At 73.1% G+C, this 24091-nt stretch carries 14 protein-coding genes; 9 read left to right on the plus strand and 5 right to left on the minus strand.

The annotated features are described in order from the left end of the window. The first annotated feature begins 48 nt into the window (after positions 1-48). The 3 genes from B207_RS41340 (at position 49) to B207_RS0112370 (ending at position 5334) form a co-directional block, all read left to right on the plus strand. The gene (locus B207_RS41340; protein WP_018636854.1) at positions 49-825 is read left to right on the plus strand and encodes a LysM peptidoglycan-binding domain-containing protein; all 777 of its coding nucleotides are present in this window, start codon (positions 49-51) and stop codon (positions 823-825) included. Between the two features lie 278 nt (positions 826-1103). Continuing rightward, positions 1104-1691 (plus strand): transcriptional regulator NrdR, encoded by a 588-nt coding sequence (nrdR, locus tag B207_RS0112365; RefSeq protein WP_026310984.1) that lies wholly within the window; start codon positions 1104-1106, stop codon positions 1689-1691. A 556-nt stretch (positions 1692-2247) separates the two neighbouring features. Further along, positions 2248-5334, plus strand: coding sequence for a vitamin B12-dependent ribonucleotide reductase (locus B207_RS0112370; RefSeq protein WP_018636856.1), 3087 nt, complete (start codon positions 2248-2250; stop codon positions 5332-5334). 76 nt (positions 5335-5410) lie between these two features. Here the strand turns inward: B207_RS0112370 and B207_RS0112375 are convergent, their stop codons facing one another. The 3 genes from B207_RS0112375 to B207_RS0112385 all read right to left on the minus strand — a co-directional run bounded on the left by B207_RS0112375 (position 5411) and on the right by B207_RS0112385 (position 8627). Continuing rightward, a complete protein-coding gene (locus B207_RS0112375) occupies positions 5411-6643 on the minus strand; it encodes a type II toxin-antitoxin system HipA family toxin (RefSeq protein WP_018636857.1) in 1233 nt (410 codons plus the stop codon). Beyond that, a complete protein-coding gene (locus B207_RS0112380; RefSeq protein WP_018636858.1) occupies positions 6636-6878 on the minus strand; it encodes a helix-turn-helix domain-containing protein in 243 nt (80 codons plus the stop codon). Before B207_RS0112380 ends, B207_RS0112375 begins: the two co-directional genes overlap by 8 nt. Before the next feature lie 138 nt (positions 6879-7016). Next, complete coding sequence (locus B207_RS0112385; protein WP_230204989.1) at positions 7017-8627, minus strand: amylo-alpha-1,6-glucosidase; 1611 nt, start codon at positions 8625-8627, stop codon at positions 7017-7019. A 1060-nt stretch (positions 8628-9687) separates the two neighbouring features. Between B207_RS0112385 and B207_RS0112395 the strand changes: the two genes are divergently transcribed. Continuing rightward, positions 9688-10959, plus strand: a complete 1272-nt coding sequence (locus B207_RS0112395) for an RNA polymerase sigma factor (protein ID WP_018636861.1) — start codon at positions 9688-9690, stop codon at positions 10957-10959. Positions 10960-11124: 165 nt separating this feature from the next. On the opposite strand, the gene B207_RS0112400 is transcribed toward B207_RS0112395, so the two are convergent. Then, positions 11125-12789 carry an AMP-binding protein gene (locus B207_RS0112400; RefSeq protein WP_326828405.1) on the minus strand — a complete coding sequence of 555 codons (1665 nt, stop codon included), beginning with the start codon at positions 12787-12789 and terminating at the stop codon, positions 11125-11127. Between the two features lie 97 nt (positions 12790-12886). On the opposite strand from B207_RS0112400, the gene B207_RS0112405 reads away from it, so the two are divergent. The 4 genes from B207_RS0112405 to B207_RS33650 all read left to right on the plus strand — a co-directional run bounded on the left by B207_RS0112405 (position 12887) and on the right by B207_RS33650 (position 21876). Then, the gene (locus tag B207_RS0112405; RefSeq protein WP_051102507.1) at positions 12887-14179 is read left to right on the plus strand and encodes an acetoin utilization protein AcuC; all 1293 of its coding nucleotides are present in this window, start codon (positions 12887-12889) and stop codon (positions 14177-14179) included. Between the two features lie 98 nt (positions 14180-14277). Beyond that, positions 14278-16818, plus strand: coding sequence for a bifunctional acetate--CoA ligase family protein/GNAT family N-acetyltransferase (locus B207_RS0112410; protein ID WP_026310986.1), 2541 nt, complete (start codon positions 14278-14280; stop codon positions 16816-16818). Beyond that, positions 16815-20876, plus strand: a complete 4062-nt coding sequence (locus tag B207_RS0112415; protein WP_018636865.1) for a SpoIIE family protein phosphatase — start codon at positions 16815-16817, stop codon at positions 20874-20876. Before B207_RS0112410 ends, B207_RS0112415 begins: the two co-directional genes overlap by 4 nt. Positions 20877-21030: 154 nt before the next feature. Continuing rightward, on the plus strand, positions 21031-21876 hold the full coding sequence (locus B207_RS33650; protein WP_018636866.1) for an ABC transporter ATP-binding protein: 846 nt from the start codon (positions 21031-21033) through the stop codon (positions 21874-21876). 665 nt (positions 21877-22541) lie between these two features. On the opposite strand, the gene B207_RS41345 is transcribed toward B207_RS33650, so the two are convergent. Beyond that, positions 22542-22676, minus strand: a complete 135-nt coding sequence (locus B207_RS41345; protein WP_230204990.1) for an NYN domain-containing protein — start codon at positions 22674-22676, stop codon at positions 22542-22544. 877 nt (positions 22677-23553) lie between these two features. On the opposite strand from B207_RS41345, the gene B207_RS0112425 reads away from it, so the two are divergent. Beyond that, the gene (locus B207_RS0112425; RefSeq protein WP_006542630.1) at positions 23554-23895 is read left to right on the plus strand and encodes a histone-like nucleoid-structuring protein Lsr2; all 342 of its coding nucleotides are present in this window, start codon (positions 23554-23556) and stop codon (positions 23893-23895) included. The last annotated feature ends 196 nt before the right edge of the window (positions 23896-24091 follow it).

Consider the following 24091-nt stretch of genomic DNA (forward strand, 5'->3'; position numbering starts at 1 on the left):
GCGCGTCGCCAGCAGTGTTCCGGTCGCGGTCTCTCCGGTGCGGCGGCAGTGACCGGCGGCGGGTCGGCGGGCGCTGCCGCCGCGGCCCGGGAGCCGCTGGTGCTGCCCGGGCAGCGGGAGGTCGCGGGGGCGCGGGTCATCGAGATGCCCGGGCTGGCCTGGCGGGCCCTGGCCGTCGGGCATCCGGTGCGCGGGGTTGGCGGGCGTCCTGCGCCGGGCGCGCCGGAGCGCGTCCCGGAGTTCCCGGAACAGCCCGGCCCGCCGGCGGGTCGGGAGTACGCGAGCCGCCGGGGGTACGCGAGCCGCCGGGAGGCCGAGGGCTGCGGCGAGTACCTCGAAGGATCGGCCCGGTGGCAGCACGAGGAGTGGGCGGGCCGGGAGGCGTCGGCCGAGGAGGCGGGGCTGTTCGTTCCCCCGCGTCCGGCGCGGCGCGGCGGGCAGCGATCCGCATCTGGGTCGGGCGGGCGACTGTCGGGCCACGCTGGTCCCCGTCCCCGTCCCCGTCCGCGGGCGGGGACGGGGACGGGGCGTCGGCCGCAGCCGCCCCTGCGGCTGACCAGGCGGGGGCGGATCGTCCTCGGGCTCCTGGCGAGCATGGTCCTCGGCGTGGTCTTCTCCGCGGTGCTGGTCACCTCGTCGCAGGCGTTCACCGGCACGCCGGTGGCCTATGAGACCCACCGGGTCCTGCCCGGGGAGACGCTCTGGGAGATCGCGCGCGGGATCGACCCCGATGCCGACACTCGCGAAATCGTGGGTCAGCTCATGGCGCTGAACGGCCTTCCGACCGCGGCACTTCTGCCGGGCCAGCGGCTTCGGCTGCCCTGAGCGCGCGCCTCGCCGCTGGCTGTGTCCACCTGTGTTCTGGCCCGTGGGTTCTGGACACGCCGATGGGGGCGGTGTCGGAACTGTCGGGGGTGTGCGCTACGGTTGACCACAACATCTTGTAGTTACAAAGCGGTAAGTCATCCACAGGTTGTGCACCGGTATCCACAGGTCCCGGGCGGGCCCCCGTTGTCGGGCGGCTCGCCAAGGGCGGCGGCGACCAACCGGAGGTGCTCCGCGCGCGGCTGTGCAGGCCCGCCGGAGCAGGAGAGGAACGAGCTGTGCGGTGTCCCTTCTGCAGGCATTCCGACAGCCGCGTTGTGGACAGCAGGGAGGCCGAGGAGGGCGCCGCCATCCGGCGGCGGAGATCATGCTCGGCGTGTGGCCGCCGGTTCACCACGATGGAGGAGGCCTCATTGCGGGTGCGCAAGCGTAGCGGCGCCACCGAGCCGTTCAGTCGGGCGAAGGTGATCGTCGGTGTGCGTAAGGCCTGCCAGGGGCGGCCCGTCCGGTCGGACGACCTCGCTCTGCTCGCCGAACGGGTCGAGGAGACAGTGCGTGCCTCCGGCTCCGCCGAGGTGGCCGCGGAGGATGTCGGTCGGGCGATCCTGGGCCCGCTCCGGGAGCTCGACGAGGTCGCCTACCTGCGGTTCGCCTCCGTCTACCTGGCCTTCGAGTCGCTTGGCGACTTCGAGGAGGCCATCGCGGCGCTGCGCGCCGACGCGAGCCAGGCGCCAGGCGCCCGCGGAGGCCGCCCTGCGACGGCCGCCCTGAGTACCGCCGCGGCGGCCGACCAGAACACCGCGACGCCCGTCGGCCGGCCGCGCCTGCCGACGGTGTCCGCCCTCCAGGCGGCCTCCGGCCCCTGAACGTCACCGCCAGCTGTCGCCGACATCGACCCGGCGCCGGTGCCGGCGACAGCTGGCGGTGACAACCCGGCTGCCCCGGGAGCCCAGGCCCAGGCCTGGGCTCGGTGGCGGCGCGCGGTGGCTCGCAGGTGAGGGCGGCTCGCCGCGAGCATCGGTTCCGCGGACCCGAGCCGATGACTGACCGAAGCCTGCGCGGGCTGGTTGCCGTGAACAACGCGTAATTAGCCCGTCGACGCGTTCCTGCCAGGTGGTCGGGGTCCCTGGCCCCTCCGGCGGCGAGGTGGACCCGCGACGCTCCACCGGCCAGGGAGCAAACCACGGCGGGCGTATCACTGACGTCATTCCCGTCCCGCCGTGTCCCCGCGTCACCACGACCACGTCCGCCAGTCACTGCCACAGATCCCACGAGTGCATCCAGCCGATCGGCGACCAGGCTGATCCGGCTGTTCCGTCGTGCCTTCCTACCCGTTCGGAGCGGATCCGACCGCGCCCGGACGGGGCAGGTAGGCACTGCGGCCACTGTTGAACCTGTTCGAGAACGAAGACGAGGAGTGCCATGACCGAGACCCGCGGCAAGGGGAGCAGGTCGGCCGCGAAGGTGGCCGGACTGAAGATCCGGCGGGTTCGCACCACGCCGGGCGTCCACCCCTACGACGAGGTCGAGTGGGAGTCCCGGGACGTCGTCATGACGAACTGGCGGGACGGTTCGGTCAACTTCGAGCAGCGCGGGGTCGAGTTCCCGGTCGCCTGGTCGGTCAACGCGTCCAACATCGTGGCCAGCAAGTACTTCCGCGGGGCGGTCGGCACACCCGAGCGGGAGTCGTCGCTGCGCCAGCTCATCGACCGGGTCGTGCACCGCTACGGCATGGCGGGCCGCGAGCACGGGTACTTCGTGTCGGAGAACGACGCGGAGATCTTCGAGCACGAGCTGACCTGGATGCTGCTGCACCAGGTCTTCAGCTTCAACTCCCCGGTCTGGTTCAACGTGGGGACCCCGGCGCCGCAGCAGGTCTCGGCCTGTTTCATCCTGGCGGTCGACGACACGATGGAGTCGATTCTCAACTGGTACCGCGAAGAGGGGCTGATCTTCAAGGGTGGGTCCGGCGCGGGTCTCAACCTGTCCCGCATCCGCTCGTCGAAGGAGCTGCTCTCCTCCGGCGGGACGGCGTCCGGCCCGGTCAGCTTCATGCGCGGCGCCGACGCGTCGGCAGGGACGATCAAGTCCGGTGGCGCGACCCGCCGGGCCGCGAAGATGGTCGTCCTCGACATCGACCACCCCGACGTCGTCGAGTTCGTCGAGACGAAGGCGCGGGAGGAGGACAAGATCCGCGCGCTGCGTGACGCCGGTTTCGACATGGACCTCGGCGGGCGTGACATCGCCTCGGTGCAGTACCAGAACGCCAACAACTCGGTGCGGGTCAACGACGAGTTCATGCGCGCCGTCGTCGACGGGACGTCCTTCGACCTGCGGGCCCGCCTCGACAACCGGGTGATCGAGTCGGTGGACGCCCGTGGGCTGTTCACCACGATCGCCAAGGCGGCCTGGGAGTGCGCCGACCCGGGTATCCAGTACGACGGCACGATCAACGACTGGCACACCTGCCCGGAGTCCGGCCGGATCTCGGCGTCGAACCCGTGCTCGGAGTACGTCCACCTCGACAACTCCAGCTGCAACCTGGCCTCGCTGAACCTGATGAAGTTCCTGCGGCCGGACCGCACCTTCGACGCGGAGGGGTTCGTCTCCGCGGTCGAGCTGATCATCACCGCGATGGACATCTCCATCTGCTTCGCGGACTTCCCGACGCCCGAGATCACCGCGGTGACCCGGGCCTACCGCCAGCTCGGCATCGGCTACGCCAACCTGGGCGCGCTGCTCATGGCGAGCGCCCGGGCCTACGACTCCGAGGGCGGGCGCGCCCTCGCCGCGGCGATCACCTCGTTGATGACGGCGACCGCCTACCGCCGCTCGGCCGAGCTCGCCGGCACCGTCGGCGCCTACGAGGGCTTCGCCCGCAACGCCGACGCGCACCGCCGCGTCGTGCGAAAGCACAGCGCGGCGAACGACTCCGTGCGGGCCGTTCACTCCGAGGACGCCCGGCTGATCACCGCCGCCTCGCGGGAGTGGGAGCGGGCGCTGGCGGTGGGGGAGAAGAACGGCTGGCGCAACGCCCAGGTCAGCCTGCTGGCCCCGACCGGGACGATCGGGCTGGCGATGGACTGCGACACCACCGGCATCGAACCGGACCTCGCCCTGGTCAAGATGAAGAAGCTGGTCGGCGGTGCCAGCATGAAGATCGTGAACCAGACCGTACCGGCGGCGCTGCGGGCGCTGGGCTACCCGGAGGAGACGATCGAGGCGATCGTCGAGTACATCGCCGAGCACGGGCACGTCATCGACGCGCCCGGCCTGCGCCCGGAGCACTACGAGGTCTTCGACTGCGCGATCGGTGACCGTGCGATCAGCCCGATGGGGCACGTCCGGATGATGGCGGCGGTCCAGCCGTTCCTCTCGGGCGCGATCTCGAAGACGGTGAACATGCCGGCCACCGCCACGATCGCCGATGTCGAGGAGATCTACCTGGAGGGCTGGCGCCTCGGCCTGAAGGCGCTGGCGATCTACCGGGACAACTGCAAGGTCGGCCAGCCGCTGACCGATGTCAGGGGCGCGAAGCGGGACGCCGACGCGGCCGAGGCCCTCGCCGCGGCCAGCACCGCGGCGGCGGCCACCGTCGGCACCGCAGCACCAGGCACCGCAGCACCAGGCACCGCGCTCGGTGTCGGCGCCGGTGCCGCCCCCGGCCTGGCGCCCGGGGCTCCACACTGGCCGGCCGGGCCGGGTGAGCACCGTCCGGTGCGGCGCAGGCTGCCCAAGAAGCGCCCGTCGCAGACCGTCTCGTTCAGCGTCGGCGGCGCCGAGGGCTACATGACCGCGGGCTCCTACCCGGACGACGGCCTCGGCGAGGTCTTCATCAAGATGTCGAAGCAGGGATCGACGCTCGCCGGGGTTATGGACGCCTTCTCCATCGCGATCTCCATCGCGCTGCAGTACGGGGTCCCGCTGGAGGCCTACGTCAGCAAGTTCATCAACATGCGGTTCGACCCCGCGGGCATGACCGACGACCCGGACGTCCGGATCGCCCAGTCGATCATGGATTATCTGTTCCGCCGGCTGGCTCTGGACTACCTCAGCGAGGAGCAGCGCGCGGAGCTGGGCATCCTGTCCGCCTCCGAGCGGACGAGGCGGCTGTCCGACCAGTCTGGCGAGCTGGCCGCCGCCCCGGTCGAGCCGGTCGAGCCGGAGATCGACATCGAGGCGCTGCGGACGTCCGCGCCGGTGGAGGGCGCTCCCGTGGCCGCGGGCACTCCGGGCGCCGGCGCCGCCGGCAGTGCCGGCACCGGTGGTGCAACCGCCGCTCCGGCCAACCCGGCCCCGCCGGCCGGCCTGAACGGCCTCGCCGGGCCGGCCGCAGGCGGCGGGCCGGAACTGGTGGTGCGCGAGCTGCGGGCCGCCATGCCCGGCGGCTCGCTCACCGCGCAGACGGTGGTCGACGCGCCACTGTGCTTCACCTGCGGCGTGAACATGCGGCCGGCGGGGAGCTGCTACGTCTGCGAGCAGTGCGGCTCCACCAGCGGCTGCAGCTGACACCGAGCGGAATCGCGACGGAGGTGACCTTCACGGGTGGGTACGGACGCCCACCCGTGAAGGTCGCACCCGACGGTCATCGGTCGCCGGTCGCGCGTCCCGCGAGCAGGTTGCCGGTGAAGCGGGTGATGTCGTCGGCCAGTCCCGGGTGGGCCCCGGGGTACGGGGTCTGTGACCTCGCGATGTCGCGCACCGTGGTCAGGTCCCTCTCGGCACGACCTGCCGCATCGGGGAGACCCCACGCACGGCCCTCTGCCACGAGGTGTTCGAGGGTGAGGGCCGAGTGACGGTACTCGCCGGCGATGGCCAGTGCGATCTCGCCATCGGTGGGCAGGTGTGCCTGCGGGACGACGTCGTAGGCGGGGCTGAGCGTCATCGACCCGTCGGGGCGGTGCACGAGCGAGATGTTCTTCGCGTGCAGGTCGAGATTTCCGACGGCGACCGAGACCACGACGAGGCCGAACAGACGTCGGAGTGATTCCTCGTCGCCCACTGCTGAGAAGACCCGGGAGACGCGTTCGAGGCTCACCCGTCCGCCGTACTTCTGGTACTTCTGGTTGCCCGCCGCGCCGAGCGCCTGGTTGAAGTCCTCCTGATGGATGCGCCCCTGCGGTGCGTCCGGAGATCGGTCGTAGCGTTCGATGACGACCGCCGGCACGCCCTCGAATTCCTCGATCCACGTCGCGGTCGAGGTGAGACCTGCGGCCCGTGCGATCCGTGCCCCGAACTCCTCGTCGTAGATCATCGTCGGATGGTCCCGCGACCGCGGTTTGAGGATGTGGGTGGACGGCCAGCCGTCGATCACCCTGTTCCAGCTTTCGTTTGTGCGCGCCAGCACGATCTTGTCCTGGACGCCGGCCAGCGACGTCTTGCCGGTGGCAGCCCTGTTCCCGAGCGGGTCGCGTTGGACATGAGTGAGCATGTCGGCCACCCCGGCGGCGGTCAGCGGTTCGAGCGCTGGCTGCTTTGGCTCGCCGGGGACGGCCGGGTCCCAGATCTGGAGGGCACCGGCGACATCGCGACCGTAGCTGCGCAGCATGCCGATGACGTCAAGTTCGTTGACGCCGGCCTGCTGCGCGAGCAGAGAAAGCATCCGTGCCTCGGGGAGCAGTTCACGGAAGAAGTTCTGCCGTCGGTCCTTGCGCGCCCGGGTGGGCACCGCCGTGAGCGGGATCGACGCCGACAGGATGGTGCTGTCGAGGCCGAAGATGTCGACGGCGGCCGGATCCGGGACGAAGTCGAAGCTGCGCCACGGGCCCGAAAGCACGCCGACCTGGGTCCCGTACAGCTCCACGACCAGGTCAGCCATGGCCGTCGCCGGGGGGCGTGATGGTGGCCGTCAGCTCCATGCCGGTCGCGCGCATGGCCGCGAAGAGACGATCCATCAGGATCGACGGCTTGCCGGCCTCCAGCTCCCAGATGTACTTCTGCGTGGTCCCCAGCTGGCGGGCGAGCTCGCGCTGGCTCAGACCGGAGAGCAGCCGGGCCTGCTGGAGGATGCGTCCCAACGACTCGGCGCTCGTGATCTTTCCGGTGTAGGCCATTCTCGCCCCCGCTGACTTCGATAAGGCCGTCATGTGCGATGACTACCATATCGAAGTCGAGGTGCTTGACGTCGTTATCGACGTCAGTGATGGTCGCGTGGGCCGGTCGGGCCGGTCGGGCCGGTCGGGCCGGTCGGGTCAGCGTGGCGGGTGGGTGGCGAGGATGTCGACGAGCAGGGCCGCCGTCCAGGAGAAGCGGTTGCTGCCGGCGCCGGAGCCGTCCAGCGGGGAGTAGTACTCGAACATCGAGCCGGACGAGCGGATCACGTCGACGGTGTTCCGGCGGATGGCGTCGGCGGCCTCGCGGCGGCCGTAGCGGTCCAGCCCGTCGGCGATCAGCCAGTTCATGTTGACCCAGACCGGGCCCTGCCAGTAGCAGCGGGGCAGGAACGCGGGGTCGTCGGTCGGCACGCTGGCGATGCCGTACTTCGCCCAGTACCGCGGCGACATGAGCTGCTCGACCATGCCGTCGACCTCGCTGTCCGGCACGACGCCGGCGTACAGCGGAAGGAAGCTGGCGATCGTGGGGTGAGGCAGCAGGCCGCCGGTGCGGAAGTCGCGACTGAGGTAGAGACCGTCCGACCACAGATCGTTCATCGCGGCCCGGGTCCGCCGCATCGACCGGGCCAGCCAGCGCGGCACCGGGAAGCCGGCCTCCTCGGCGATCGCCACGAGGTGCTCGTTCGCGCGGACGAGGATCGCGTTGAAGGCGACGTCCTGCACCAGCGGGACGAAGGTGTTCCGGATGGTCCGGAACTCGTACCGGCTTCGCCGCAGCTCGCGGACGATCCGGTAGAGGGTGAACAGGTCCGCGGAGGTCAGCCGCTCGTCCGGCGGAACCTCCTTGGAGTCACGCCGCAGCGCGTCGAGCGCGTCGTCGCCGTTGATCCGACGCAGCGCCCGCACCGTGCGCGGCGCCACCGGCTTGGTCATCTCCATCCAGGTTGGCGTGTTGTCCATCCCGGACTCCCACGAGTGGACCAGTGTGACCAGCCCGGTGTCGTCCGGGTCGCGCTCGCGGTAGAGCCACTCGTGGAACCGCATCAGCCCCGGCACGAGCCGCCGGTAGAAGGTGACCCGCTCGTCGCGGCTCATGGCCTCACCGACCCGGACCGCCGCCTCCGCGATCATCGGCGGCTGGGTGACGCCGGTCGACTGGACCCCGCCGGCGGTGGTGCACACCCGGTCGCACCGCCAGCGCTGCGGGCCCGCGTGGTAGTAGTCGGACGTCTCCGCGAAGATGACGTGCGGGATCATGCCGCCCGGCCACTGCCCCCGCAGCAGGGAGAGCAGTTCGGCCGCGGCCCGTGCCGGGTCGAGGTGGCGCAGTCCGATCGCGATGAAGCAGCTGTCCCACAGCCACTGGTGTGGATAGAGCGTGGGCGACGGACGAGTGATGTCCCCGAGGTCGTTCGCACGCAGGACCCCGATGGCCGTCTCGCGCAGCGCGGCCAGGTCGGCGGGCAGCGCGACCTCCCCGGCGGGCGGCGCCACCGTGGTGCCAGCACCGGCCCCGGTCGCACCCGGCGTGGCGGGTGTCACATCGGGCGGGTCGGCGGGGGCAGGTATGCCGGTGGGCACGGCGGCGCCGATGCCGGCGGCGGCCCCGCGTGACCGGTTGGTGCCCGTCGTCGGCACTGGCGGGGGGCCGGGGGTCGAGCCGGTCGGCGTCCCCGGCGGCGCCGCGGCAGGGGTGGCGTCACGCGCGACGGGCGGCATGACCGGGCTGGACGAGGACGGCGCGGGCATCGGGGAAACCGACATCGTGAGAGAGTAGCGGTTACACGCCGTGCTCGCCTGGCGGGGGCCGCCGGTGTGGTCCGCCTAACGGAAGATGATTGCGCCCGAGCTGCGGGTGCGTTGCGACACGTGCGTCGTCCCCCTGCCACGCAGGGAAAAGTCCGGTTCGGTAGTCGTGCGTGATGTCGCGGCGCGGCCCGCGGAGCCCGTCGGAGGCGGGGGCGGCGGGTGGGGCCAAGGCGCCGCAAGCCGGCAGATCAATTACCTGGAGTGACGAGTGGGTGGTTGGTGTGGAGGTCTCCTCCGGAGTCGGCTCCTGGGTGGCGTCCGGTGTGCGACCGGAGTCGACTCCCCGGCGGGATCCCGACGGGACGGCCCGGGCGCGATGCCGCGACCGCCTTTCCGTGGGCCTGGCGTGGCTTCGTGGCGCGGGAGTGTGAGGGGCGCCCCGGCCGGTGCGCGTCGCGCCGGTACCGCTTTCCGGAGTCGCGCGGTGGTGGCGAGGCGGCTGGCTGTGGGCCCGCTCACGCGTCCGGAGTCCCTGCTGGGCCCACAGTGGTCTCCAGGTGAGCTCTTCGTGGTGCGCGTCACAGAGCTGAACCCGTTTCGTGCGGGCATGCGGGCCCGCACGGCGGGTATCAGCTCGGTGGGAACGCCGTTGCGGCCCTCCCGGCCTGCTCGGGGCGCATCCGAATCGAGGCGGGCGTGCGACGGCCTTCGGTTGCGCACCCTCGCCGAAGAGCCGGGAAGGTGACGCCGATCTCTGGATCGAACTCCCTAAAGTGTCATGGTGGCGACTCTCCGCTGTGAAATGTCACTGATAGTCGAGGGGTCACCGTGGGAGCCGCCGAGATAGTTGCTCGTTCCCGCCACAGCACGCGATCTGCCAGGTAGTCTTCGCGACAGCGGGTTCAGCGTCCCGAAGGCAGGGGTCTACACTTCTCAGTAGGCCCGGCGATCGCTGACGTCCGGCTGTGCCTGCACGGGAATGGTTGCGCCTCTTCGGTCGTTGCCTCCATGTGCAAGGAAGTAGACGACCCACCCGCACCGACCATCGGATCTGCCACTGATGACGCTGCCTGCCCTTGAACTAGCCGAGCGCACCGACGAGTCACGCCCGCGTCCGCGGCGTACCCGTCGCTCCGCTTCTCCTGCCCGTAACACTCCGAGCCGCACGCTGGCCGCGGTTCCCGACGAGCTTGACGAGCTCGACGTCTCCGCGGTCGCGGAGCTCATCGCCCGCGGTCGCGAGACCGGTGAGCTCAGCCGCGCCGAGCTCCGTGAGGCCCTTGAGGCCGCGGACATCGGCGTGGAGCTGCTGCCCGCGCTGATCAGTCGGCTGAGCGCCGCCGGCATCGACCTCGTCGAGGAAGAGGACGTCGAGCGCCCCGGGGCCGGTGCCGCACCGACCCGCACCGTCGCCGACCACGCCGGTACGGCGGACCTCGTCCGCATGTACCTGCGCGAGATCGGCAAGGTGCCGCTGCTCAACGCCGCCCAGGAGGTCGAGCTCTCCAAGCGGGTCGAGGCTGGTCTGTTCGCCGAGCACAAGCTCGACACGGACCAGAACCTGCCCGAGGAGCTCCGCCGTGACCTGGGCCGGCTGGTCGCCGACGGCCAGGCTGCCAAGCAGCAGCTGGTCTCCGCCAACCTGCGCCTCGTGGTGTCGGTGGCGAAGAAGTACAGCGGCCGCGGCATGACCCTGCTGGACCTCGTCCAGGAGGGGAACCTGGGCCTCATCCGCGCGGTCGAGAAGTTCGACTACGCGAAGGGCTACAAGTTCTCGACCTACGCCACCTGGTGGATCCGCCAGGCCATCGGCCGCGCGCTGGCCGACCAGGCTCGGACGATCCGCATCCCGGTGCACGTGGTCGAGCAGATCAACAAGATCACCCGGCTGCAGCGCCAGCTCGTCTCGACCCTCGGCCGCGAGCCGACGGACGAGGAGCTCGCGTTCGAGCTGGACATGCCGATCGAGCAGGTCGTCGAGCTGCGCCGTTACGCGCAGGACACGGTGAGCCTGGAGACGTCCGTCGGCGACGACGGTGACTCCGTGCTCGGCGACTTCATCGAGGACTCCGACGCGACCTCCCCGGCCGACGCCGCCTCCTACGGCGCGATGCAGGACGAGATCGACAACGTTCTCGGCGCGCTGAACCCGCGTGAGCGCGAGGTGATGCGGCTGCGCTTCGGGCTCGCCGACGGCAAGCAGCACACGCTTGCCGAGGTGGGTAACCGACTCGGCCTGACCCGTGAGCGCATCCGTCAGATCGAGCGCGACACGCTGAGGGAGCTGCGTAAGCCCGCCGTTGCCGGCAGGCTGCGCGAGTTCCTCGACTGAGGATCGGTCGTCTGGGACGAGGTCGTCTGGTGGGCGGCGGCAACGCGGGCCGGCGCCCACAGCAGGCCGGAGCAGCGGCAGCCGCACTGCTCCGGTAAAGGGTGGTGGGAAGCCGGATCCTCGCTGAGGCGAGGATCCGGCTCTTCCATTTCCCGCGGCCTCCCGTCAGAGCCCGGGGCGCAACCCGGACGGAACGAGCGCCGGAAAGACGACGTCCCCGACGGCGAAAGCGCCGGCAGCGGTCGCCCGGGCCCGTTCGCGCTGCCACCACCAGCCGGGAAAGCGGCCCAGTCGGGTCTGGTAGAGCCACGCCCCTGTCGGGTCTCCCCAGACGAACACCGGCATCGACGGCAGCGGTGCCGTCACGACCAGCTCGCCGCCGGTGTCCGCCCGGTCGGTGACCCGCACCGCGCAACCCAGCGCCGGCCCGGCCTCGCCGGCCCGCACCGGTTCCGTCGGCAGCGCCAGGATCAGCGCCGTACCGAGCTCGGCGCTGCCACTCATGGCTGTGAAGGCAACCGACGGGCTCACCGCCTCGTACACCCACGCTGCCGCATCGGGGGCGAACGGGGCTCCGAACGCCCCGACCGTCCGCAGCCGGGAGAGGTCCGCAAGGGCTGCCGGCACGAGCCCGCTGTCCCGGCAGGCTTCCACGAACGCCGCGGCCAGCCCCAGGCAGGTCACCTCGATCGCCTCGGTGAGCCGCCACAGGATCGACAGGTCCGGATGGGCCGGGCTGCCGTCGTACAGGACGATCGTCGTGCCCGTGAGCAGCCCGGAGACCAGGTAGTGCCACATCACCTCACCGGTGGTGGCCTGCCAGCAGAGGCGGTCGTCCGGCCCCAGGTCCAGGTGCATGGCCAGCGATTTCAGGTGCTCCAGCAGGATGCCGCCGTGCCCGTGGACAACCGGTCGCGGCTGGCTGCCGGCCTCGGCGGTGAAGAGGATCCACAGTGGCGCGTCGAACGGCAGCCGGGCGAAGACCAGCTCCTCCTCGACGGCGAGCAGATCGTCCCAGGACCGCAGCGCGGGCACCCCGGCCTCGGCCGCCCGGCCGAGTGCCTCGGAGGTCAGATAGGGGATCACGACCGTTGCCGCCAGGTTGGGCAGCCGTCGGGCGAGGTGCGCCAGCGGCTCCAGGGAGTCGAAGACCTGGCCACCGCGGGTGTACCCGTCGACGCCGATCAGCACCCGCGGGGTGATCGGGGCGAAGCGGTCGGCGAGCCCCTCGGGCGCCGCGTCAGGCGGGCAGGAGGCCCAGACCGCTCCGAGACTGGCCGTGGCCAGCATCGCGATCACCGCGTGCGCCGTGTTCGGCACCACCGCGGCGACCCGGTCGCCGGGTCCGACGCCGAGCCGGCGCAGTCCGGCGGCGGCGCGGGCGACCTGCCGGCGCAGGTCGTCCCAGCTGACCACGGCGGTCGCCCCGTCCTCGCGGACGGCGATGATTCCCGGTGCGGCGCCGTGGCGGGTGAGCGCGTTCTCCGCGTAGTTGACGCGCGCGGTGGGGAACCAGTGGGTGCCGGTCATCCCCGCGCCGGTCAGCGGCGGACCGTCACCGCGGTCACCCTCGACGGCGCAGAACTCCCAGAGCAGGTCCCAGAACCGGCCGGGTTCGGTGACCGACCAGTCCTGGAGCGCCGCCGATCCGGAGAGGGACAGCCCGTGCTCCTCGGCCAGCCATCCGCGGAACCGGGTCACGGACGCCTCGGCGACCCGCCGCGCCGGCGGCTCCCACAGCACGGTGCCGACCGGGGTCCTCGACGCCGTGCCGGGAACCGGCCGGCGACCGCGTGGTTCGTCGTGTTCTGGTCCTTCGTCTCCCGCCACGTGATCTGACCCTAATGTGTCGCGTTTCGCCATCCGTCCGCCGCGTCGTCGCTCCGGACAGCGATGGGAGTTACCGTCTTGTCGTGTGAGCGGGTCCGTGAACGCAGAGCCGGCGCAACCGCGAGACACCGGATCCCGGCCGCGGCCGCCGGTCGGCGGTGCGGACGACCGTACGCTGCTGGTCTGGGACCCGGCGATGCTCGACTACGACTTCGGGCCGAGCCACCCGCTGCATCCGGTCCGGCTCGCCCTGACCATGGATCTCGCCGGCGCGGCCGGCCTGCTCGACCGCCCCGGGCTCACGGTGTCGTCCGCGGCGCTGGCGTCCGACGACCTGATCGAGCTCGTCCACGACCCCGCCTACCTGCGGGCCGTCCGGGAGGCGTCGCCGGGCTCGGCGACCGGCGCCCGGCTGGCCGCCAGGTTCGGCCTCGGCTCCTCGGACAACCCCGTCTTCGACCGGATGCACGCCGCCGCCGCGCTCGTCACCGGTGGCACGCTGGCCGCCGCGCGGGCCGTGTGGGAGGGCACCCACCGGCACGCGGTGGCGCTCGCCGGCGGCCTGCACCACGCCATGCGCGGCACGGCGAGCGGGTTCTGCGTCTACAACGACCCGGCGGTCGCCATAGCCTGGCTGCTGTCGGCGGGCGCCAGTCGCGTCGCCTACGTCGATGTGGACGTCCACCACGGCGACGGCGTCCAGGCGGCCTTCTACGACGATCCGCGGGTTCTGACGATCTCGTTGCACCAGAGCGGGCGCACCCTGTTCCCCGGCACCGGCTTCCCCGACGAGGTCGGGGTGGGTGACGCCGAGGGCACGGCGGTCAACGTGGCGCTCCCGCCGCGGACGGACGACGCCGGCTGGCTGCGGGCGTTCTCCGGCGTGGTGCCGGTGCTGCTGCGCTCGTTCCGGCCGCAGGTCCTCGTCACCCAGCACGGGTGCGACACGCATGCCCTCGACCCGCTGGGGGATCTGCGGCTGTCGCTGGAGGGGCAGACCGCCTCGTACGCGGCGCTGCACGCGCTGGCGCACGAGGTGTGCGGCGGCCGGTGGCTGGCCTGCGGGGGAGGCGGGTACGCGCTCGATGTCGTCGTCCCGCGGGCCTGGACCCAGCTGCTGGCGATCGCCACCCACGCCCCGCTGGACCCGGCCCGGCCGCTGCCGGCGGACTGGGCCGCCGGCGCGCCGGCGAAGGTGCGGGCCGCGACCGGCCACGACTCGGTCGGCGCGGCCGGGATGCCGGCCGCCTTCGGAGACGGCGCCTCGGCGCGCCACCACCCGTGGGACGCGGGTGAGGGCGACGTCGACGACCCCGTGGACCGGGCGGTCGCCGCCACCCGCCGCGCGGTGCTCCCCCTGCACGGCCTCGACCCCCTCCAGGACCGGTGAGCCGCCCCGGTCCCGACGCCGCGCCGGTACCGGTGGCGGCACGGGCGTCGGCGGCGGCACGGGCGTCGGTGGCAGAACGGGCGCCGGCGGAGGTGCCGGTGCCGGACGACTACCCGGAGCACTGGGAGGCCGACGTCGTCCTGCTGGACGGTGGGACGGCGCACATCCGGCCGATCCGCCCGGCGGACGGAGCTCTGCTACGCCCGTTCTGGTCCCGCCTGTCCACCCGGACGATCTACTTCCGCTACTTCAACGTCCGGCGCGGCCTCAGCGACGAGGACATCGCCCGCACGACCCAGGTCGACCAGCGGGCCCGCGGCGCACTGGTCGCCCTGATCGGCGGTGAGATCGTCGCGCTCGCGCACTGGGAACGCGGCCTCGCGGCCGACGTGGCACCGCCCGCGCTGGCCACGGCGGCCGAGGTCGCCTTCCTGGTGGAGGACGCCCAGCAGGGCCGCGGGATCGGCTCGGTGCTGCTGGAACATCTCGCCGCGGCAGCGGCCGAGCGCGGGGTGCGCCGCTTCGACGCCGAGGTTCTCGGCGAGAACCAGCAGATGATCCGGGTGTTCCTGGACGCCGGCTACACGGTGGCGCGGGCCTGGGAGCCCGGCGCTGTCCGGCTGTCGTTCGACATCGCGCCGACCGCCCGCTCCGTCGACGTGATGCGGGCCCGGGAGCACCGGGCGGAGGCGGCGTCCGTGTACCGGCTCCTGCACCCCCGGGCCGTGGCCGTCATCGGGGCGGGCCGGGACCGGGGGTCGCTCGGCAACATCGTGCTGCGCAACCTGCTGGCCGGCGGCTTCGACGGGCCGGTGTACCCGGTGAACCCGCTCGCGGCGGCAGCCGACGGCGCTGTCGCCTCGGTCCGGGCGTACGCCTCGGTCGAGGAGACACCGCGCCCGGTCGACCTGGCGGTGCTGTGTGTGCCGGCCGCCCGGATCCCGGCCGTGGTGGCCGCCTGCGGGCGGCACGGGGTGCGCGGGCTGGTCGTCATGACCGACCAGCGTGACGACACCGCGGACGCCCGGCTCGCCGCCGGCGCCCGCGCGTACGGCATGCGGGTCGTCGGGCCGGCCAGCCTCGGGCTGCAGAACCCCGCCGCGGGGCTGAACGCGTCGCTGGTCGGCGAGATGCCGGCCGCGGGGCGGATCGGCTGCTACTCCCAGTCCGGCCCGCTCGGCGGCGCGCTGCTGGAGGCTGCCGCCGGCCGCGGGCTGGGACTGTCGGTCTTCGTCTCGGCCGGCGACCGCGCCGACGTCAGCGGCAACGACCTGCTCCAGTACTGGAAGGCCGACCCGTCCACCGGGGTGGCCCTCATGCACCTGGAGACCTTCGGCAATCCGCGCAAGTTCGCCCGGCTCGCCCGCTGGCTGGGGCGGGACACTCCGGTCGTCGTCGTGCTCTCCGAACGGACGCCGCTGGACGAGGCGCTGCTGCGCCAGGCCGGGGTGATCGGCGTCGACCGGGTCTCCCAGGGCCTGGACGTCGCCCTGCTGCTCGCCAGCTGCCCGCTGCCGGCGGGGAACCGGGTGGCGGTCGTCGGCGACTCCCGCGCCCTGGTCCGGTTCACGGCGCGGGCCGCGGACGCCGCCGGCCTCGTCGTCGAGGAGGTGCTGCTGCCCGTGGACAGCACCCCGGAGGCGTTCCGGAACGCTCTCGTCGACGCGTCCACCAGGGCGGACGCCCTGATCACGGCCGCCGTGCAACCGCCGTCAGCGGCACCCCGGCCCCGATCCGGTCCGGCCGGTCGGACCGGTCCCGTCGAGTCGGCCGGTCCCGTCGAGTCGACCGGTCCCGTCGAGTCGGCCGCGGTCGGCGCGGCCGCCGCGGCGGCGAGCGTGAACGTGCCGTTGCTGGCGACCGCGAGCGGCGGTCGGATCGGGCCCGAACTGGACGGGATCCCCACCTACTTCTCGCCGGAGGCGGCGGTCGGCGCGCTGCGCCGGGCTGTCGCCTACGCCCGCTGGCGGGCGCTGCCAGCGGGCGCCGTCCCCCCGCTCCCGGTCCGGGTCGACGAGGCCCGGCGGCTCACGGCGGGCGTGACCGGCACTCTCACCGCCGGCGCCGCGCGTGCGCTGCTCGCCTGCTACGGCATCGAGCTCACCCCCGGGCCGGACGTCCACAGCCCGCGGCAGGATGTCCACCTCCCGGGCGCGGCGGGGCCGCCGGGCGTAGCGGTGGTTCTCGGCGCCGAGGAGAATCCCCGCTTCGGCCCACTGGTGTCCTTCGGGCTGGCGGGCCCGGCGACGGAGCTGCTCGGCGACCGGGCGCACCACATCCTGCCGCTGACCGACGCCGACGCGGCCCGGCTGGTGCGGTCGGTGCGCGCGGCGCCCCTGCTCTTCGGCTACCGCGGAGCCGCGCCGGTCGACGTCGCGGCGCTGGAGGACCTGCTGCTGCGGCTGGCCCGGCTCGTGGACGAGATCGGCACGGTGCGCCGCCTGGCTCTGGACCCCGTCGTCGTCGCGGCGGACGGGGTCAGCGTGCGCGCGGCGGAGATCCTCCTGGCGCCCCCGACGCCACGGGCGGATGCCGGTCCGCGCCGGTTCTGGAGACCGGTGACGGAACGCCCGGCCGCGGCCGACCCGCAGCCCGGTTCGGCACAACGTGTCCCCACCGTCCACAATCGTCTGCCATGACCACGCCGTACCCCGCTCAGCCAGCTGGCCGGCCGTCCGTCGGCCCCGACGCGGACGGCCGCGACGCCGCCGGCGACGAACCGGCCGGGTCGGGTGGTCCTGACTCCAGGGGCATGGGCTACCCCGGTCTGCCGATGCCCGGCTGGGACGGCACGGACCATGCGGCGGGGGGCTGGAACGGGTTGGCCGGCCAGCCCAGCTGGCCCGCCTACGCGGAGGTGAGTGGCGCGGGCGCCGGTCCGGCCGGCTCCGCGGCGCACACGCCGTCCGGCTGGGAACCGCTGGCGGGCGAGGGCGGGGGCGGCGAACCGCGGCCCCTGGCCACGGCCGGCCCGGCGCCGGCGCCACCGCTGCTACCGCCGTCCGAGTCCGGACCGTCCGCGGTGCCGCCGGTGACTGCGCCGGACCAGCTGCAACCGGACCAGCTGCAGCCCGCCCCGCAGCAGTCCGGGGCAGGGACCTCCGGGCCCGTGACGTCCGGGGCGCTGCGTCCGCCGCCGCCGCCGTCGGAGGTACCGCCGGGGTTCGTGCCCTCCCTCGGCCAGGTGGCCGACGAGCGGACCGCGGGCGGGGCCGCCGGGGCGGGCGGGGCCGCCGGGCCGGATTTCGCCGGTCTGCCCGGTTTCCCGCTCACCGCCCCGCCGGACGGGGCCGGTGCGATCCCCGCTGACTTTGGTACGCCCTGGCACACACCGTCCCTCGATCCGACCTCCATACCCGCCTCTGCGTCCATACCCGCCTCTGCGTCCGCGGCGGGCGGGACGGGAGCCGGAGCGGTCGGCGGAGTCGGGTCGGACGGACTGCTGCCGCCGGGCTCCGCCCATCCCGGTGCGGGATCCGACCTCGGCACGTCCCTGCCGCCGCCGCTGCTCCCCCCCGCCGTGGATCCCACCGGGCAGACCCTGCGGGACGCCCTGTTCGACCGGGCGCCGGTCGGCCTCGCCCTCTACGACACCGCCGGCCGCTACGTCCGGGTCAACGAGGTGCTCGCCCGGCTCAACGGACGTCCGGCTGTCGAGCATCTCGGCCGCACGATGTCGGAGCTGCTCGGCGACATCGGGCAGGAGATGGACGTCCTGCTGGGCCGGGTGCTGCGAACCGGAGAGCCGGTGACGGACCTGGAGATCGGGGTCGCCACGGGCGGCACCGGCCCGGACCAGACCTGGCTGGCGAGCTGGTACCCGGCGACGGACCGGCTGGGCACGCCCGCCGGTGCCGTCCTGGTCGCGGTCGACGCGACGCGGGCGAAGACAGCGCAGGCAGATCTCACCCGCGCGCAGGCCCGCGAGCGCCTGCTGGTCGACGCCGCCGCCGCCGACGTCTTCCACGCCGCCGCCGACGGCGCTCTCGACATCGACCTGCCCCGCTGGCGTGCGGCGACCGGGCAGACCGGCCCGCAGACAGCCGGTTTCGGCTGGCTGGACGCCGTTCATCCGGACGAGCGGGAGCGGGTCCGGCGGTCCTGGCACGGCGCGGTGGAGCGCGGCGAGCCGTTCGACGCCGAGTTCACCCTCCCGGACGTCACCGGGGGGTTCCGGACGATGACCGCGCGGCTGGTGCCGGCGATGGACGGGCAGCACGCCGAATGGGTCGGCGTGCTCGCGGACGTCACCGAAGCCCGTTCGGCCGCCGCGGCGCGGGTGTCGTTCACCGCCGCCGCGGACGAGGCCGCGTGGCGCCGGGACCAGTCGCGGCGCCTCACCTCCGCGCTGGGGCGGGCGGTGACCGTCGACGACGTGGTCGCCGCCGTGGTCGAGCACGCCGGCCGTGCCGCGCGCGCTGTCAGCCGCGGCGTGGCGCTGATCGACGAGTCCGGTGACCGGCTGCGTTTCCACAAGCTGGTCGGCACCTCGTCCGAGTACGCCGGGCGATGGTCGGAGGTGTCGCTCGGCGCCATCCACCCGCTCGCCGAGGTCGTTCGCGGGCAGCGGCCGGTCCTGCTGCGCAGCCGGGACGAGCTCGGCGCCCGCTGGCCGGTCGCGGACCTGCTCGGCACCGTCGAGACAGGCCCCGAGCATGCCTGGGCGCTGGTGCCGCTGGCGACGACGGATGCGCCGTTCGGCGTCCTGCACCTCGGTTTCCCCGCGGCACGGGATTTCGACGGCGAGGACCAGGAGTTCCTGCTGGCCCTCGCCGAGCAGTGCGCACAGGCGCTGGAACGGGCCACGCTGTTCGAGCGGGTCGCCGCCGACGCGACCGAGCGCCGACTGGCCCGGGACGAGTCCGACGCGGACCTGGCGAGCGCCCGGGCCGTGGCCCAGACCCAGCAGGCGTCGGCTGCCACGGCCCGGCGCCGGTTGGAGCAGCTCGCCCAGGCCGGAGCCGCGGTCACGGCCGCGGCTGATCCCGACCGGGCGCTGGCCGCGCTGGCGGCGGTCGTCGTCGCGGAGATCGCCGACGTCTGTCTCGTCCATCTGGCATCTGCCGCGGACGGATCGGATCCCGCCGACGGACCCGCGGTGCGCCCGGCCGTGTTCGCCGTCCGCGACGGCCTTGCCGCCGGCCCGCCGCCGGGCGGCCCGGCGCTGCTCCTGCCCATCCCGAGCCCGCTCACCGCCGTCGCCGTCGCCGATGGTCCGGGCGGGCGTCCCGGCCCCATCCTGCTGAACGCGGGGGAGGGGAACGCGGCGCCTGGCGGTGTTCCGTACTCCGGCGCCCTGCCCTCATCCGGAGGGCTTCCCCTGCCGGGCCTGCCGCTGTTCCTGGACGGGGTCCTCGCCCCGGAGCTGGCCCGGTGGGTCCGCGACGCGGAGGGCCACAGCGCCGCCGCGGTCCCGATCCTGTTCCGCGGCCGGCCTGTCGGCGTCCTGACGGTGATCGCCACCGGTGAGCGGGCCGCGTTCACCGGGGATGACCTGCCCTTCCTGACCGAGGTCGCGGCCCGCACCGCGCCGGCCCTCGAACGCGCCGGGCGGGGCGGGCCGGCCGGCGGCGAGGCCCGGGAACTGCAGCAGGCGCTGCTGCCGCGGCTGCCCGTCCTGGCCGGCCTGGACCTGGCGGCGCGGTACCTGCCCGCCGGTGAGGCCGACGAGGTCGGCGGCGACTGGTTCGACGCCATCGACCTGGGTGCCGGGCGGGCCGCGCTGGTCATCGGCGACGTGATGGGGCGCGGCCTGCGCGCGGCGGCGCTGATGGGGCAGCTGCGCAGTGCCGTCCGTACCTGCGCCCGCCTCGACCTGCCGCCCGCGGAGGTGCTCACCCAGCTCGACCTGCTTGTCGCCGACCTGGCCGAGGACCTGATCGCCACCTGCATCTACGCGGTCCTCGAGACCGAGACGGGCCAGCTCACCCTGGCCAGCGCGGGACATCCGCCGCCCCTGGTGGTTGCCCCGGACGGCCTGGTGTCGCGGCTGTACATGGCGGTGGCGACACCGCTGGGGCTCGCCCGCGACGCGATGACCGAGTACACCGTGCAGCTTGGGCCCGGTTCCCTGCTCGCGCTGTTCACCGACGGGCTTGTCCGCGGGCCCGGGACGGACATCGACGCGGGCGTGTCGAACCTCGCCGCGGTGCTCGCGCGCCCGGCGGAGGACTGGGACGACCGGCTCGACGTGCTGGCCCGGGCGGCCTGCGCCGCCCGGCCGCCGGCGGGCTCGGGTTCCGGTGATGACGTGGCCCTGTTGTTGGCCCGGCTGCCGGAGCGCGACAGCCGGGCGGAGCCACTGGACGTCTCGGCGGACCCGGGCGCCGGCCTGAGTCAGGTGCGGGCCCAGGTCCGGGTCGCGCTGGAGAACGCCCTGCTCCCACCCGCGCTGATCGACACAGTGGTACTCGTGCTCTCCGAGCTCGTCGGCAACGCGCTCGTGCACGGCCGCGAGCCGCTGTCGGCGCGTGTCCGCCGGATGGCGGCCGCCGGAACCGGCACGGGCGGGGCGCCGCATCTGCTGATCGAGGTCACCGATGCCGGCGGCCGGATGCCCCGCCGGCGCCGCGCCGGGCCCGAGGACGAGACCGGGCGCGGGCTCGACCTGGTGGGCAGGCTGGCGTCCCGGTGGGGCACGCGCCCGGTCGGTGACGGCAAGCTGGTGTGGGCGGAGATCGATCCCGACCGGACCTGAGAGGGCCCGCGCGAGGCCGGGCCGGTGCCCGGCCGGGGGCTGGAAAGCGGCTGTCCCGTTCCGGCCTCCTCCGGCCGCGCAGGGGCGCGGGTACGTCCTGCTTTCCCCTGACCGGTACGCCGGAACGCCGGCCGGCTCGCGTAACGTGAGCGTCATGCCGGACGCCGTGCTGCGCCTAGATCAGGTCACGGTCAGACGTGACGGGCAGGACCTCCTGCGCGACGTGAACTGGGTGGTGAACCAGGGCGAGCGCTGGGTGCTCCTCGGGCCGAACGGCGCGGGTAAGACCACCCTGCTGCAGATCGCGTCCTCACGGCTGTTCCCCACCTCCGGCACGGTGCATCTGCTCGGCGAGCGGCTGGGCCGGGTGAACCTGCAGGAGCTGCGATACCGCGTCGGTGCGGTCAGCCCGGTGCTCACCGACCGGCCGCCGGCCGACGAGCGTGTCCTCGACGCGGTGGTCACCGCGGCCTGGTCGGTGCTGGGCCGCGGCGACGAGCAGTACGACGACGTCGACCTGAAGCGGGCCACCGAGCTGCTGAGCCAGTTCGGCTGCCGGAACCTCGCGGCACGGACCTTCGGCACCCTTTCCGAGGGCGAGCGCAAGCGGGTCCTGATCGCCCGTGCACTGATGACCGATCCCGAACTGCTTCTGCTGGACGAGCCGGCGAGCGGCCTCGACCTCGGCGCCCGGGAGGCGCTGCTCCGGCGGCTCACCCGGTTCGCCGCCGACCCGGCCGCGCCCGTCACCGTGCTGGTGAGCCATCACGTCGAAGAGATACCGGTCGGGGTCACGCACGCCCTGCTGCTGCGCCGTGGCCAGGTTCTCGCCGCCGGGCCGGCCGGCGAGGTGCTGGTTTCCGAGCGCCTGTCATCCTGCTTCGGTCTGCCGCTGGAGGTGTCGGCCACCGCGGGCCGGTACGCGGCCCGGCTCGCCGCGCCTGGACCGCGTACCCGGCCACCGGCCTCCGCACCTGTGCCGGCTCCGGCTCGAGCCTGACGGGGCAGCCCCGCGCCATCGCGGCTGAGCCGTCATTCCATCGAGGTAGGTCCACCTGGATCCGGCTGGAGAACCCCGGCCGCCGGTGTCCCGCGTTCCGAACCAGCTCGGATCCACCTGGCAGGCCGGAGCAGCCCGTCGCCGAGCAGCCCGCGTCATGGCGGGTGGATGTGATCCCGGCGTCCGGCCCGCGTTCTGCCTTTGCGTCCGGCGGGTACTCCGCCGCCCTCCGTTGCGTGCGGCCGTGCCGGACGCGGGCGCAGCCGCGGTGGGCCTGAGCGGCTGTGGCTGCCTGCGAAAGCCGCCCGCGAAGCCGCTCAACCCGCTCAAGCCGCTCAGGCCGCCTGTGCTGGCCGGTATCGAGAATCGAGGGTTTCATTACCCCCCCGGCGTTCGAGGGCCTTCCCGGCGCGGTGAGGCGGCCGGGGAGCGGTCCCGGCCGCGGGTCGACTCCCGGCCGGCGCAGGGTGTGGGGGCGTCCGACCCGGGCTGGACCCGTCGTATCCGTGGTGGCGAACCGGGCATCGTGGCCGGCGAAGGTGGGACGGGCGCAGGCCGGTGCCTTGGGCGTCCTTATCTGCCAGCGGCCTGAACGTGTCGCGGCGCCGGGGTTCGGCCTTCGAAAAATGTGATTCCGGACATAGTGATTTCCGGCATATCGGTACTCAGGTCTCGTCGAGGAGATCCCGTAGCCAGCGGGCGCTCGCGACCTGTGCGCCGAGTGCGCGAACGCGATCCCGCAGCGCCCGATCGGATGTCACCACCAGAGTCGGCGATGTCGTGCCGCGTACCGCATCCACGATGGCGTCGTCCCCACTGGCTGGTGCGTGGATCACCAGGAGGTGTGGGGGTTCCGTCCCCTTTCCGAGTAACGGGGCGTTCGGTTCGGATGCTGGCGGCGGGAGCTGGTCTTCCCGCTGTCCGGCGGAGATATCGCCCGAACCGTGCCGGCATGGTGCGAACTTCGACGAGCCGGGCCCGGCCGGTACACCCGCCCGGGCGGCGCCTTCGAGAACAAGAAGCACCTGTGCCGGCCGGTCGGCTTGAGCGCGGGGTCCATCCGCCCGGTGGAGCAGGGTGAAAATGTCCCTGTGTAGTCGCCTGGCGGCACCTGCGCGGTCGCGCCACCAGCCGTCGGGTCGGGCGCCAATCACGTTCGCCGCGTCCACGACCCAGGTGAGACCGTAGTCCGCGCCAGTCGGGTGCATAGCGTCAGGAGCGGAATCCGGCGTACTCATCCGGCGCGGTGGGTCGGCTTTGGCAAACACGGCGGTGGGTTCCCGCCCGGCAGGTTGACCAAAGACCCTGCCCCGTCGGGGGCCTCGTTTGCCGGGCAATCGAACGGTCCGGACGCGTACCAAGCCTGTCTCGTGCCCGGGTAGCGGCGTCTCCGGGATGGTGCCGGCTGCTGGTGGGTTGCCGTGAGCGACGGTGGCGCCGTTCGTGGGTCGACGTTTCGAACCGGAAGGTGTGATTCGAAGAACATGATCATCTCTCTATCATGTCGATGTCGATCCGCTCCTTTGGGCTGCGTCGACACCCCACCTCGAGCCCGCACTTGCGCCATCGACGCGGTTGGCACGCGAGTCTGTCGAACCAGGCGTGACAGTTCACGGTGTTCTCGTGGTAATACTAGACCCGTAAGTTCTGCGGTCCGCTGACCTGAAGGAGAGTGGCATGGCCCAGAAGACCATCGTCTCGTTGATTGACGATCTCAGCGGAGAAGAGGCCGACGAGACGGTCCGGTTCGGACTGGACGGCGCACAGTATGAGATCGACCTGTCGGAGAAGAACGCCACGAAGTTGCGGGAGTCGCTGGCGCCGTTCGTCACCGCCGCCCGTCGTTCCGGTGGGCGTGCCGCCAGTGGCCGGCGCGGCGCGCGCGCTGCTTCGCGGCGCACCGGCGGAACCGACCGCACGGCCGACATTCGCGAGTGGGCGCGCAGCAACGGCTACACGGTGAGTGACCGTGGCCGTATCGCGTCGAACATCGTGGAGGCGTACGACAAGGCTCACTGAGCCTGGTCCCACTGCTTTCGGGTCGACGCGCCGAGCGGGTCGATCCTGGTACTACCCGAGCGCCACCCTGATAGCTGGTGTGGGTCTCCTCGGGCCGGCGGCCGAAGAAGGCGTGATCATCTTTTCGCGTCGTGGTTCCTGCCCATCGCACGATGGGCAGGAACCAGACCACGTTGTGGCGATTGCCGGCCGACTG

Origin of the sequence: Parafrankia elaeagni, assembly GCF_000374165.1 — a bacterium.
In the GTDB taxonomy this organism is placed as follows: Bacteria; Actinomycetota; Actinomycetes; order Frankiales; family Frankiaceae; genus Parafrankia; species Parafrankia elaeagni.